This window comes from Paenibacillus sp. MSJ-34, assembly GCF_018918005.1.
Lineage (GTDB): Bacteria > Bacillota > Bacilli > Paenibacillales > Paenibacillaceae > MSJ-34.
Window position 1 is genome coordinate 155,631 of the sequence record NZ_JAHLPR010000004.1, and the last position, 13,162, is coordinate 168,792.

At 44.9% G+C, this 13,162-nt stretch carries 16 protein-coding genes; 14 read left to right on the forward strand and 2 right to left on the reverse strand.

Features of this window, described 5'->3' with window-relative positions; translation table 11 throughout:
- The first annotated feature begins 8 nt into the window (after positions 1–8).
- From KQI79_RS03255 to KQI79_RS27445, 14 genes are all read left to right on the forward strand, one after another.
- Entirely contained in the window at positions 9–923 is a 915-nt protein-coding gene (locus tag KQI79_RS03255) for an ABC transporter ATP-binding protein (protein WP_216536790.1), read from the forward strand.
- Positions 923–1,825: an ABC transporter ATP-binding protein gene (locus KQI79_RS03260; RefSeq protein ID WP_216536791.1), complete on the forward strand. Its 903-nt coding sequence runs from the start codon at positions 923–925 to the stop codon at positions 1,823–1,825. The genes KQI79_RS03255 and KQI79_RS03260 overlap by 1 nt, the downstream gene beginning before the upstream one ends.
- Positions 1,818–3,107 (forward strand): ABC transporter permease, encoded by a 1,290-nt coding sequence (locus KQI79_RS03265; RefSeq protein WP_216536792.1) that lies wholly within the window; start codon positions 1,818–1,820, stop codon positions 3,105–3,107. Before KQI79_RS03260 ends, KQI79_RS03265 begins: the two co-directional genes overlap by 8 nt.
- A 69-nt stretch (positions 3,108–3,176) precedes the next feature.
- Positions 3,177–4,178, forward strand: a complete 1,002-nt coding sequence (locus KQI79_RS03270; protein ID WP_216536793.1) for a TraB/GumN family protein — start codon at positions 3,177–3,179, stop codon at positions 4,176–4,178.
- 131 nt (positions 4,179–4,309) lie between these two features.
- Entirely contained in the window at positions 4,310–4,987 is a 678-nt protein-coding gene (locus KQI79_RS03275) for a response regulator transcription factor (protein ID WP_216536794.1), read from the forward strand.
- A gap of 208 nt (positions 4,988–5,195) precedes the next feature.
- Complete coding sequence (locus KQI79_RS03280) at positions 5,196–5,993, forward strand: HAMP domain-containing sensor histidine kinase (RefSeq protein WP_253297919.1); 798 nt, start codon at positions 5,196–5,198, stop codon at positions 5,991–5,993.
- Positions 5,994–6,076: 83 nt separating this feature from the next.
- Positions 6,077–6,799: an ABC transporter ATP-binding protein gene (locus KQI79_RS03285; protein ID WP_483311364.1), complete on the forward strand. Its 723-nt coding sequence runs from the start codon at positions 6,077–6,079 to the stop codon at positions 6,797–6,799.
- Entirely contained in the window at positions 6,796–7,563 is a 768-nt protein-coding gene (locus KQI79_RS03290; RefSeq protein WP_216536796.1) for an ABC transporter permease, read from the forward strand. Before KQI79_RS03285 ends, KQI79_RS03290 begins: the two co-directional genes overlap by 4 nt.
- The gene (locus KQI79_RS03295) at positions 7,560–8,309 is read left to right on the forward strand and encodes an ABC transporter permease (RefSeq protein ID WP_216536797.1); all 750 of its coding nucleotides are present in this window, start codon (positions 7,560–7,562) and stop codon (positions 8,307–8,309) included. The genes KQI79_RS03290 and KQI79_RS03295 overlap by 4 nt, the downstream gene beginning before the upstream one ends.
- A gap of 511 nt (positions 8,310–8,820) precedes the next feature.
- On the forward strand, positions 8,821–9,081 hold the full coding sequence (locus KQI79_RS03300) for an FAD/FMN-containing dehydrogenase (RefSeq protein ID WP_216536798.1): 261 nt from the start codon (positions 8,821–8,823) through the stop codon (positions 9,079–9,081).
- A gap of 92 nt (positions 9,082–9,173) precedes the next feature.
- A complete protein-coding gene (locus tag KQI79_RS03305; RefSeq protein ID WP_216536799.1) occupies positions 9,174–9,875 on the forward strand; it encodes a response regulator transcription factor in 702 nt (233 codons plus the stop codon).
- The gene (locus tag KQI79_RS03310) at positions 9,865–11,217 is read left to right on the forward strand and encodes a sensor histidine kinase (protein ID WP_216536800.1); all 1,353 of its coding nucleotides are present in this window, start codon (positions 9,865–9,867) and stop codon (positions 11,215–11,217) included. The genes KQI79_RS03305 and KQI79_RS03310 overlap by 11 nt, the downstream gene beginning before the upstream one ends.
- Positions 11,218–11,231: 14 nt before the next feature.
- Positions 11,232–11,450 carry an SHOCT domain-containing protein gene (locus KQI79_RS03315; RefSeq protein WP_216536801.1) on the forward strand — a complete coding sequence of 73 codons (219 nt, stop codon included), beginning with the start codon at positions 11,232–11,234 and terminating at the stop codon, positions 11,448–11,450.
- 592 nt (positions 11,451–12,042) lie between these two features.
- Positions 12,043–12,132, forward strand: a complete 90-nt coding sequence (locus KQI79_RS27445) for a TraB/GumN family protein (RefSeq protein ID WP_356709468.1) — start codon at positions 12,043–12,045, stop codon at positions 12,130–12,132.
- A gap of 79 nt (positions 12,133–12,211) precedes the next feature.
- Here KQI79_RS27445 and KQI79_RS03325 read toward each other — a convergent pair whose 3' ends face one another.
- A complete protein-coding gene (locus KQI79_RS03325; RefSeq protein ID WP_216536802.1) occupies positions 12,212–12,547 on the reverse strand; it encodes a type II toxin-antitoxin system PemK/MazF family toxin in 336 nt (111 codons plus the stop codon).
- On the reverse strand, positions 12,544–12,846 hold the full coding sequence (locus tag KQI79_RS03330; protein WP_216536803.1) for an AbrB/MazE/SpoVT family DNA-binding domain-containing protein: 303 nt from the start codon (positions 12,844–12,846) through the stop codon (positions 12,544–12,546). The genes KQI79_RS03325 and KQI79_RS03330 overlap by 4 nt, the downstream gene beginning before the upstream one ends.
- Positions 12,847–13,162: the final 316 nt, after the last annotated feature.

The following is a 13,162-nucleotide window of genomic DNA, read 5'->3' on the forward strand; positions in this document are numbered from 1 at the left end:
GAATTCATATGGAAGAATCCGTTTTGACGATGAACGGCGTCATGAAACATCGGGATTCGTTGTTATTCGGTCCGGTCGATCTGCAGCTTCCGAAAGGGTACGTATTTGCCATCGTCGGTCCGAACGGATCGGGGAAGAGCACGCTGCTGAATATCGCATTGGAATTGCTGCATCCGGATGCGGGAACGGCAAGTTTGTTGGGACAGCGTCTTGACAAGCCGTTGGACCGGGCGATCAAGCAAAAAATCGGCTATGTGCCGGAAGTGTCCAGCCGCGATGAAGATCATTTCACGCTGGAACAACTGGCGAAGTTTACGGCGCATTGGTATCCGGGTTGGAGTTGGAGCAAATATGACGAATTTGTAGCGAAGTTTCAACTGAAACCGACGCAGAAATTCGGCAAAATGTCCAAAGGGGTCCGGCGGAAATGCGAATTGACGATGGCGCTCTCCTGTCAACCGGAACTGCTCATACTGGATGAACCGTCGTCGGGGCTCGATCCGTTTGCTTGGAAGATGATGGTTGACGAACTTCGCGGCTTCATGGATCAAGGAGACCGCACCGTCATCTTGTCGACGCATATTGTCGATGAAATGAAGCGGCTCGCGGACTATATCGTCTTCGTATTCCAAGGCCAAGTGCTGGGCATGTTCGAAAAAGACAGCCTGCTCGATAACTGGAAAGAGATGTGGGTAACGGAAGAGACGGGCATGGCCCAGGATGCGGGCGAACTTCCCGGTCTTGTCGAATGGGGAAGGGAAGCGGGCGGCATGATCCGGCTTGTCAGCAGCGACGCGAGCGCCACGGAGCGGACGATGCGGGAGTTCGGATGGAACCCGGTCAAAACAAGAACGCTGGAGTTGGATGAAACGTTGCTGTATTTAATCCAGCGGAAACAGACGATGAGAGAGGAGAAATCATAATGCAACCATTGCAATTGGAATATGTCGTGAAGCAATTCGGCGAACATACGGCAGTGAACCGTGTCAACCTGGAAGTGGGGAAAGGGGAAATTTACGGATTGCTTGGCGCGAACGGCGCGGGCAAAACGACGACGATGCGAATGGTGCTCGGCCTCATCTATCCGGATGGAGGAAGAATTCTATACAACGGCAAACCGTACAACGCCGAGATGCAGCGAATGATGGGATACCTTCCGGAAGAGCGGGGGATGTATCCGAAGGTGAAAGTGAGCGATCAGCTCATCTATTTGGCGCAGCTGCGCGGCATGTCGCGCTCGGAGGCCGACAAAAGCTTGAAACGGTGGCTTGAACGTTTTCATGTGCCGGAATACTACAATAAACGCATTGAAGAATTGTCCAAAGGCAACCAGCAAAAAATTCAGTTTATTGCCGCCGTCATTCATAAGCCGCAATTTCTTATTTTGGACGAGGCGTTCAGCGGGTTGGATCCCGTCAACGTGGAATTGCTGAAAGAAACGGTGAAGGAAGTGCGCGACGAAGGAGCGAGCATTTTGTTCTCGACGCACCGGATGGAGCATGTCGAGGAATTATGCCGCAATGTAACGATATTGCACAGATCGAACACGGTGCTGCAGGGCAGCTTGAAAGAAATTAAAAGCAAATTTCCGCGGGAACAGGTCATATTGGGTACGGACAGGGAAGTATCCGGTTTGGAGCAAATCCCCGGCGTGAGAACGGTGGAGAAGCACGAGTCCGGCTATAAAATCGCCATTTCGGACGAGGCGGCGGCCCAGCCTATCTTGGCCAAAGCGATGGAACAGGCGGTTGTGCACCGCTTCGAAGTGGTTGAACCGACGTTGAATCAAATTTTCATTAAGGCGGTAGGTGAGAGCAATGAATAAACTGGGCACGATTATCGGATTTACATTTAAGAACAAAGTGAAAACGAAGGCGTTTTTGGTCACGACGATCGTTCTCATTCTTCTCATGACGATCGGAATCAATATTCCGTTTATCATTTCCTTGTTCGACGGAGACCAGAACAAAACGGCGGCGATCGGGGTCGTGGCGGACGGCAAAACGGAAGTGGCCGCCATGCTGAAGGATTATTACGATAAGCAGGAAAACCCGGATTTGCAAATCCGTCTGTACGATCAGGAAGCGTCGGCGCAGGCGGACGAAACGAAATTGAAGCAGGAAGTGGCGAACAAGGTCATTAAAGGCTATTTGGTGCCTCAAGAAAACGTGCAAATCGGATTCCCGGATTTCGTCTATAAATCCGAAGGAATGATTGATATGAACGTCAGTTCCTCGCTGCAAAATGCACTCCGCACAATTAAAATGGAAGTGATCGTGAAGGATTCGTTGACGGAAGCGCAAAAAGAGGCGTTAAACGCTCCGATTCAAATCGAGAGCGAGCAAATTGCGACGGAACCGGGAGAGAATCCGGCGAAAACCGGAGAGCAAGCGGCGATCGGATATATTATGGTCACCGTGCTAATGGTACTGTTTTTCATGACGATTATGATGACAGGCAATATGATCGCATCGGAAGTGACGGCGGAGAAAAGCTCCAGAATTATGGAGATTCTCATTACGAGCACTTCGCCGTTGCAGCAAATGTTCGGGAAAGTGATCGGGATGTTCTTGGTCGGTTTGGTGCAGATTGTCGTATTCGCGATCACGATCGCCGTCAATCTGTCTCTGCCTCATAATGCGGCCGTATTCGCGGATATCGGGCTCGATTTGTCGCAAATCGATCCGGCAATGATCATTTACGGTTTCATCTTCTATGTACTTGGCTATTTCTTGTACGCGACTTTATTCGCGGCGATCGGTTCGCTCGTAAGCCGCACCGAGGAATTGGGCCAGGCGGTCATGCCGATCACCGTATTGTCTTTGGCAGCTTTCTATATTAGCACGTTCAGCGTATCGACGCCGAACACGATCTTGGTGAAAGTTTCGTCGTTTATTCCGTTTTTCTCGCCGACGAGCATGATTTTGCGCATTGGCGTCGGTCATGTCGCCGCATGGGAAATTTGGCTATCTATCGCTATTCTCGCCGTATCCATCTACGTCTTCGGCTGGCTGTCGGCCAAAATTTATCGCACAGGCGTATTGATGTACGGCAAACGGCCTACGTTCAAGGAACTGCGAAAAGCGATGAAGGCGTACAAAATATAAAATGTAGACTAACTGGTGAACCGAGGATACGGATATAGAAAGAAAAGAAGATGGATGGAGAGAAAACCGATGATGAAGAAAGTTACGATTTTGATGGCAAGCCTGATGTTCGTTTTCGTTATGGCAGGCTGCGGCGCCGGCGGAGGAACGTCGCACAACCTGCAAGAAGGGGAGCCGGCGGAACAAACGGCGGGTACGGAATCTCCGGCACCGACGCCGGGCGACAGCGCGGGGAGCGGGGAAGGCTCGGGCGGCTTTCTGTGGAAAGTAAGCCATAACGGAAACACCGTGCATATGTTAGGCTCGATTCACGTTGCCACGGCGGATTTCTATCCGCTCCATTCCAAGATCGAATCCGCCTTTGACGAATCGGTTGCATTGGTTGTGGAAGCCGATGTAGCGAACATCGACCCGGCCGCGATGCGGCAGCAGATTGACGGCCTTGCCAAATATGCGGACGGATCCAAGCTGAAGGATCACCTAACCCCTGAGCTGTACAGCCAATTGAAGCATCGGTTCGATCAATACGGGATACCGGAAGAAATGGTGGAGAACTATGAAGTTTGGTACGTCAACATGCTGTTGGAAAGTATGGACGCCATCGCTACCGGACTCGATCCGCAGCAAGGAATCGATTACTATTTTTTGCAAAAAGCGAAGGATAGCAAGGATATTCTGGAGCTGGAAGGAGCGCAGTTCCAATTTGAAATGTTCGACGGATTTTCCGAAGACGTGCAGAAGACATTGCTGGAACTAGCGCTGAATCCGGAGGCGGATAAGCAAGAAACGCTGCAGCAGTTGGCCGAATATTGGAAAACCGGCAACGAACAAGGATTGGCGGAATTCCTGTTCGCGCCTGTCGAGGAGAAATACAGCGACAATTACGCCATCTACATGGAGGCGCTAACCGACAAGCGGAACGTCACGATGACCGAGAAAATCGAGCAATATTTGCAAGGCGAAGGAAATAAAACGTACTTTGTCGTCGTCGGCACCGCCCATTACCTCGGAGACCAGGGCATCGTCAAGCTGCTGGAGCGGAAGGGGTACAAGGTGGAGAAGGAACTGTAAGCGTCGGGGCCGGATTGCCATATGGCAGCGCGGAGCGTTCATGGAACGCTCTGCGTTTTTTTGCTCATGCCATTTTTTAGATTGTGTTAATCTGTCTAATAATGAACTCAATTTAGAGAGAGGGATGTTACTTGAAAAGAAACGTATTATATATTGAAGATAATGAGAAAATAGGCAGCCTGCTAAAAGAAGAATTGGAACAGCGAGGATTTTCGGTTCAGTGGCTGCTTTCCGGTGAAGGAGCCGAAAAAGAAGTACATCAGCATGAAATCGTTATTTTGGATATCATGTTACCCGGATTAGACGGATTTACGGTGGGAAAACGATTAAAAAAGGCAGCTCCTGCTGTTCCTATTTTGTTGTTATCTGCTCGAACATCGATAGATGATAAGGTAGATGGTTTACAATTTGCCGATGACTATTTAACGAAACCGTTCCATACGGATGAATTAGTTGCAAGATTAGAAGTATTAATCCGTCGAAGCGGTGGAACGCATTCCGAACGCATTTCATTAGGAAATCATATTGAAGTAGATCCGGAAGCCCAAATGGTATTTGACAAACGCACAGGAGAAGAAATTGTATTGACTGGGAAACAACATCAAATTTTAATGTATTTCTTACGCCACCCTAATCAAGTTCTGCCAAAAGAACAAATTTATGAAGCTATTTGGGAAGAAGCTTATATAACAGGTGATAAAACAATAATGGTGCATATCCATCGACTGCGCCAAAAGCTGGAACGTCATCCGGATTCCCCGGAGATTATTGAAACGTTAAAGGGAATAGGCTATCGGGTGAAACTATGAAACAGTCTAGATCATTATTTCGTCGTTTTCTAAAAGGACATTTTCTATTTATCTTTCTCCTCTAACTGTGCTTATTTTCTTCTTTACATTCGTTGGGTTTTCTGATATCCATGAAAAAGATCCAAATAAATTAAATCTATTTTACGTTACCGTGCTATTGTTTGGTTTTATTATTGTCGCATTTGTTGTATTATCTTGGCTGTTCTTCTTGAAACTTCAAAAACGTCTCGCTCGCTTGCAGGAAGTCATGTCATTTTCAGCTAATCATAACTCATTTCCTAAACCAATACCTGTTCAAAGGGATCGTATGGATGAAATAGACCAGTTAGGAAGTTCTTTTAATTGGATGATTCAGCAGCTTGAAGACAGTCGCAAGCGAGAATATGAAGAGGAATTATTACGACATCGACTCATTGCGAATTTATCTCACGACTTACGAACGCCGCTTACCATTTTGAGAGGACATGTCACCAGATTAAATAAAGAATCAATAAGTTTAGAAGGACAAAACTCATTAACAGAGATGAACCATACGATTACAAGAGTCGGAGATCTAATGGATGATTTGCTTTCCTATACATTGCTTACATCAGGGAAACATCCTTTTCATCCCACTTCAACAGATATTGGACGTTTAGTAAGAGCATCTATTGCTGCGTGGTATCCTGCATTTGAAGAGAAAGAAATTCAGCTCGATGTTGATTTACCGACAGAAGAGACTTTTTATTGGGAAGCAGATCCTAAATGGATGACACGGGTACTGGATAATTTATTTCAGAATATTCTTCGCCATGCGGCAGAGGGGAAATATGCAAACATTGTGGTTGATGTAGAAAAAGAACAGATCATTGTTGCTGACAGAGGTCCAGGTATGGATAACTCTTCCTATGAGCGTGGGGCGGGGATTGGTTTATCGACTTCAAATTATATGTTGAAAAAAATGAAGCTGAAAGCTGACTTTACATCAAATGAAAATGGCACAAGAGTAGCTATTGGTAGAGCGTAACCTAAAGTTAACCCAGAAGTAAACAGCGTGATAACCGAGTTGTAACTTTGCTTCTTTATAATTAGAACCATAACAGAAAGGAAGTGTTATGGTTGCTTACAATTAATAACTTGGTCAAACATCGCGGAACTGTGGAAATCTTATCGGGTATCAGTTTTAAAGCTAGACCAGGGAGAGTAACTGGTTTTTTAGGTCCGAATGGGGCAGGGAAAAGTTCTACACTTCGCATCTTGCTTGGATTAGATCGTGCCACCTCAGGCAGTGCACTAATTAATGGAAAGCCATTCGCAGAATTGCATAATCCGCTAGCAACGATAGGTGCCGCACTTGATGGATTTGGAGCTCATCGTATGCGAACAGGACGGGCACACTTGCGTTGGATTGCTCGTGCCGCAGGATTGTCTCGCTCACGTGTCGAGGAAGTTCTGGAAATCGTAGGTCTTACGAATGCAGCCGGGAAAAGGGTTGGGAGTTATTCCCTTGGCATGGGGAGAAGACTTGGAATGGCAGCTGCACTGCTTGGCGATCCCAAAATATTGGTTTTAGATGAACCCGTTAACGGGCTCGACCCACAAGGAATCCGCTGGATTCGGACATTTTTACGTGAACGTGCTGCGTCTGGAAACACGGTGTTACTATCCAGTCATCTCATGGGAGAGCTTGCAGAGACGGTTGATGATGTGGTGATTATTCATCAAGGAAAAATCGTTGCAGATGGAACATTGGAAGAAGTAATAGGTAACCATTCCACGCTGGAGGAAGCCTTTTTTGCCCTGACATCTGAACATGCAGGTGATGTTGTATGAGAGCATTCAACGCGGAATTATCTAAATTGTTCTCCCTGCCGGGCATTTGGCTTGCCTTTCTTATTGGAGCATTTACCCCAGCGGTCATTGCAGCCTTGGTCATTACACAACAAAAAGCGGAGATTATAGCTACAGGGCTATCGGAAGCCGGTTATGATGGATTAGGTTTCGGTGTGCAAGGTGTCATTATTCTTGGTGTGCTTGCTGTCAGCAGTGAATATTTGACAGAGAGCAGTGAATCGGGTGGAGGGCAGCAGATTACAACAAGTTTAACTGTTGTTTCATCAAGGCTTCATTTTTTGCTGGCAAAAGCAGGCGCTGTGACCGTGATCAGCATACTGCTTTGTATGGTTGCTATTATGACAACTGTATCGGCAACGCAGCTTATTCTTGGTGAATATGCCCCTGCATTTGAATGGTCTAGACTTATCGGCGTGGTTTGTTACTGGACATTTACTGCTCTTTTAGCATTTGGGATTACTGTTCTAACAAAGAATGGCATAATCCCGCTTGCTGTGCTCATCATAAATTCATCCGTTGTATCATTTAGTGTCCTGTTTTCTAAGGTTACAAAGTTGGCATTTTACTTACCGGATCGGGCTGGCATTGATATGTTTATGTCTATGAGCGACACCCCGTTCACAGGCAGTTTTTTCGACAGATTTCACACCCCGTTCACAGGCGGTTTAGTCATGTTTGCCTGGGTAGCCGTTTTTTTTATTGTTGCAGCTATCGTATTCCATAGGAGGGACGTTGCATCATGAGTGTCTCATCTAGTAGAAAGATAACACAAATCCTTGGTGCTGAACTGGATAAATTAGTTACATTACCATTGATATGGCTCACTCTTATGGGTACATTCATTCTTAATTTAGTTTTAGCCGCAGCTTTTACTTCGGCTGGTCTACAAGGGGCGGCAGGAACGCAAAATATACTGAATATAGGACTTGCTTCTATGGGATATCTTCAAGCAGGGTTCATTATTCTCGGTATCTTAGCTGCTTGTTCGGAGTATACTGGCGGACAGATTCGAACGACTTTAACTACGATACCTTGGCGTGGGTTTCAATTATCCGCGAAGCATTTGGCATTGGCGATTATAACCATTCCTGTGGCGTTTATTATTGCTGCATCAGGTGTATTATATACTTTTATTATGATGAGAGACACAGCAGTAGGGTTTGAAATAGACACAATGATAAAAACATTAGTAGGTGCAACAGGCTATCTAACATTAACCGCACTTCTCAGTGCAGCTATAGGTGCTTTACTAAGACGAACCACTCCTGCTTTAGTGATGCTGCTTGGTTATTATTACATTGTCAGTCCATTGACGAGAGATTTGCTACCTAAATATTTGCCGGATACGGCAGGATATTATATGTATATGCCGCCTTCCTCTGATGAAATAAATGTCCTTACACCAATGCAAGGGACAGGTATTTCAATGTTATGGACACTGATCTTTATTACAGTAGCTATTGTATTTTACCGTAAACGAGATGCCTAAGTTTAGGTTTCTTAAAAGACTTTTTGAGACAAAGCCTGGTGTATCAGGCTTTTTGTTATTCATGCAGGAGAATCAGGCAACCGAAAGTCTTGCCCGTTCAAGCTGGTGCGGCGATGTGTTGATCAACGGAAAGCTTAGTTATACTTTCTCTGTGGTGAATTATTTACTATAGCTCGTGAGAGAACACTGGATAAAAAGGTCTCCGTAGCCTTTGATACAGCTCTTGCTAAACGTCAGGCGCATGCGCGTCGCAAATACGATGAAGCGCTGAAAGCCGTGCCGGAAGCCATAAGCAATCCGTACAGTGTGACTGCGCAAGGGCCGGATGGCTATTATGCGCTTGGCTTCGTCTGCAGAAATCCCAGCCGATGCCGAAGAGCTTGCTGGGACAGGCGATTGCTAGATGGGTCTATTTGACGTTCACTCTTTTTTCCTTCATAACTTCTTCATAAGTTGCAAATTCATTCTTCATAACTCTGTTTTATAGTGTAATTATAAGGAGGAGATAAAAATGAAGAAATTGGGGATTGGATTAGGGGCACTACTACTGGTTATGGGAATTGGGTCAGTTGGTGCTTACGCAGCTTCGATAAACAATGGCAACAACAGTGGCTTCTTCGAAAATATGCTGCCCTTTGCTAAACAGATACATCCCGACCTGTCAAATGAACAAATTGAGCAAATGTACAATTATTGTAACAACTCAAATGGGGCAGGAATGTCAGGAATCAAGAGAAATTCTCAATTCAGAGCAGGCATGATGAACTTCTAATCCGGTCATAATAAGATAAGACTTTCATAAGATGAGACCTTCAATGATGAAGGTCTGTCTTTGTAAACAAAAAGAGATAGGTGAGGAAGTTTGTGAAGATACTATTGGTGGATGATGAAGAAAATATCCTGCACGTCATCAAGGCTTACTTGGAGAAAAATAATTATATAGTGTATGAGGCCGATACTGGAAAGGGCGCTCTTCATCTTTTTGAGACATTACATCCTGATCTTATCGTGTTGGATTTAATGCTTCCGGATATATCCGGAGAGGAAGTGTGCAGAATAGTACGGAAGACTTCGAACATTCCGATTCTCATGCTAACGGCGAAAAGTAGTGAAGACGATATGATAAATGGACTTATGATCGGAGCAGACGATTATATTACCAAACCATTCAGTCCAAGAGAGCTCCTCGCTCGCGTAATTAGTTTATTGAGAAGATCTAATCATTCTGAACAGGAGAATAATACGTCATTAATGTCCTTTGCCCAAGGCCGTTTAACCGTGGATTTGGAACGCTATGAAGTAAAATTTCAAGATGAGCCCGTTCCTCTTACACCGATGGAGTTCAAACTGCTGGAAATTTTGGCAAAGCATCCGAAGCGAGTGTTCTCGCGGCTTGAACTGGTTAACCTTAGCCAAGGTGATACTTTTGAAGGCTTTGAGCGAACCATTGATGTTCATATCAAGAATATTAGACATAAAATTAACGATGACCCTAAACACCCTGAATTTATAGGTACTGTCTTTGGGGTGGGTTATAAATTTTTGGTGAATACTGATGAAAAGTAGTGGTGGATTGAGCAGAAAGCTCCTTGTCTCCCATACCGGTGTTGCGCTCAGTGCGCTTCTGTCCATTGTCCTGCTTGTTAATCTGGTCATGGGCCTTTCGTTCAATCAGTATCAGAAAAATCAGCAGCAGGCGGAAATACAAAGTATTCTTGAAGATCTAGAAGCTTCTTATAATGAATCTACTGGTAAATGGAATACCGATATTTGGATGCTTCTTTCTCACCAGGCGATGATTGGCGACTATGTCGTACGTGTTTATGACAATGACCACCGCTTGATTTGGGATACCAGCCTAATGGGAATGCATAGAGAGGCGAAATCCAAGCCCTTGCTAAGCCCTATCCAAAAAAAAATTGTAAAAGGCAATCAGCAGGTGGGAATATTGGAATTCCAATCGGTGAACGAAACGTCCCAAAGTCTGAATAAACAGTTCCTCCGCATGTTTAACACACTATTATGGGTGGCGTTAGGTATCGTCATAGTCGGAACGTATCTGTTTAGCAGATATATGGCTAAAAGTATTAGCCAACCCCTTTTGGAAATAAAGGATATTGCTTTAAGAATGAAAGAAGGAGACCTCAGCTCCCGTGTAGAAGGGACTAATCAAAATACGGAGATTTATGAGGTGGGCCAGGCTCTTAATCATTTAGCTGACGGGTTGGAGAAACAAGATCAGTTAAGGAAAACGTTGACCGCTGATGTAGCTCATGAACTGCGCACGCCCTTAACGACTCTACAAAGCCATTTGGAGGCATTCCAAGATGGCATCTGGGAACCATCCCCTGATAAGCTTCAAGTGTGTCATGACCAAGTAATGCGCCTGATTCAACTTATAAGTGATTTGGAAAATCTGACTGTTGTAGAGAATCCCATGGCTCAGCTTAAGACGGAAATGGTACCTCTTAATGAAATTGTACGGGAGTCGATGAATACTATATCAAGCCAGTATTGGCATAAAGGTCTTTCAGTTGATCTGGTAAACAAGAGTGATGTATGGATTACCGGGGACCGCTCACGGCTGGTTCAGGTATTCTTGAATCTAATAAAAAATGCATATAAATATACGAATTCAGGAAATATTCATATTGAAGTGACCAAAGATAAAGGCGAAGGTGTCGTCATTATATCCGATACAGGAATGGGAATCACGGAAGAGGAACTCCCTTATATTTTTGAACGTTTTTACCGTGGGGAAAAATCAAGAAACCGGAAGACAGGCGGGGCTGGAATAGGACTTGCCGTTGTAAAAGCAATTGTGGATGCTCATGCTGGAACCTTACATGTGACAAGCGAGGTCAATAAGGGGACAACAGTTTGTGTTCGGCTCCCCATAATTCGATGAAAGGATGAGACAAAATGATGATGGGTTATGGTTTTGGGTTCGGAACGTTTGGCATGATCATCAATTTTCTTTTAATTGTCGGCGTAATTTATTTGGTAATAAAATGGGTAAGAGGAGAAGGAAACACACGCCACAATGAAAACACACCAGAAAGAATCTTGGATGAGCGGTTTGCAAGAGGGGAAATCTCAGAAGACGAATATCTTCGAATGAAAAATATGTTGCGTGACTAATCAGGAAGGTCGCTAATTTAGCGGCTTTTTTTTATCGGTACAAGAACATTGTACCAGGCATTAGCAATATACTGATAATTTGGACTCCCTCACAGCAGCCGGAGCAATGAGTGGATAAATTACACCATTTACAAGAAATGGTTATTATTCAACAATATACAACCGATAACTCGTAATATATCTTTCTTTTCTGTCTGATGTCTGACCCATACATCAGCTTCACTTAACTTCATGACACTCCGCTAACACGACTCCAATTGCGACGAAACTCTATTATGCCACAGATTCCTCCATAATGAGACAGGATTCCAATCCCCTCCGTTTCTTTACCTATAGGCGCACTTCCTTGGTTTTGATCTCTACATAGTTGCGCGCTATGAATGTCAGAAAGGCACATCATGCCCAAACCAAATCATGGGAGGTAATGTGATGATCTTCAAACCCGTTTAGATTCCCGTTTCATCCTACGATTAATGCTGATTGGCGGCGGATTGCTGCTCGTATTCGCTTGTATGTTCGCGTTCTCGAAGACCGTGTCAGCCCACGGATATATTAATGATCCGGCCAGCCGGGCGATCCAGTGTAAAAACGAATCGTTGTCGGCACCGCCCATTATCTCGGAGACCAAGGCATCGTCAAGCTGCTGGAGCGGAAGGGGTACAAGGTGGAGAAGGAATTGTAAGCGTCGGGGCCGGATCACCGGCCGGGAAAGAATAAGGCAACGCGGAGCGTCCATGGAACGCTCTGCGTTTTTTTGTTGCTCATGCTAAGATCGATCGAGTATTTCGAAGAACAGCTTTCATAAATTCTGATTCGCTGCCGACATTGCCCACAATTTTAATGTTCCGTTTCTTAACATCCAAACTTTTAAATTGATCCGTAAGGACAACTCCAGTAATTGGGGACCCATCCGGAAGAGGAACCTCAAAAGGATAAGTTTTGACTTGGCTTGTAATCGGACACACGACAGCAAAGCCGGTCAGTTCGTTGAACTCCGATTCGGACAGCACGACTGCGGGACGTCGGCCAGCTTGTTCATGCCCGGCTTGCGGATCAAAATCGAGCCATATTAAATCGCCGCGAGTTGGAATCGTCAAATGAGCTCGTCTCCTTCAATGCCTACGTCCACTTCATCATGACGCGGCGAATCAGGCTTCATTTTGGAAAGCAGCTGTTTCAGATGGTTGCGCAGCTCCTCATTTGATTCTTGTGTTTTTTTCTTAGGGCGTAATAATAATTCGTTTTCCTGTGTTACGATGATTTCAATTTCCGTGCCTTCTTCCAGATTAAGACGTTTAAGAATTTGGTTTGGAATACGGACAGCAGTACTGTTGCCCCATTTACTGAGCGTTGCAGTCGTCATTAGAATCACGTCCTTCTCTTTCTTATGATTCAATTATACTTCACTCCCCGAGAAAATGTATATCCTTATGATATACATAAAGCTTATAGATGATACTCCGGAGCCCGGGGAGACTTAGTCCGAGCAAGAAACGCAGCGCTCATAATGTTGTTAAATTTGAAACTTTTCAAATGTGAGTACGAATTCCTGCACTGGTGAGAAAAGCCTGCGATAATACAGGAATTTTCACACAAATCCCCCATGGCCTGACGACCATCGCCATAAATGAAAATAGAGTTGCAAACTGTATCCGTTTTTGGGGTAATTAATATGGGCAGATCATAGGTCGAAAGCTTTTTGGTGTATCAAT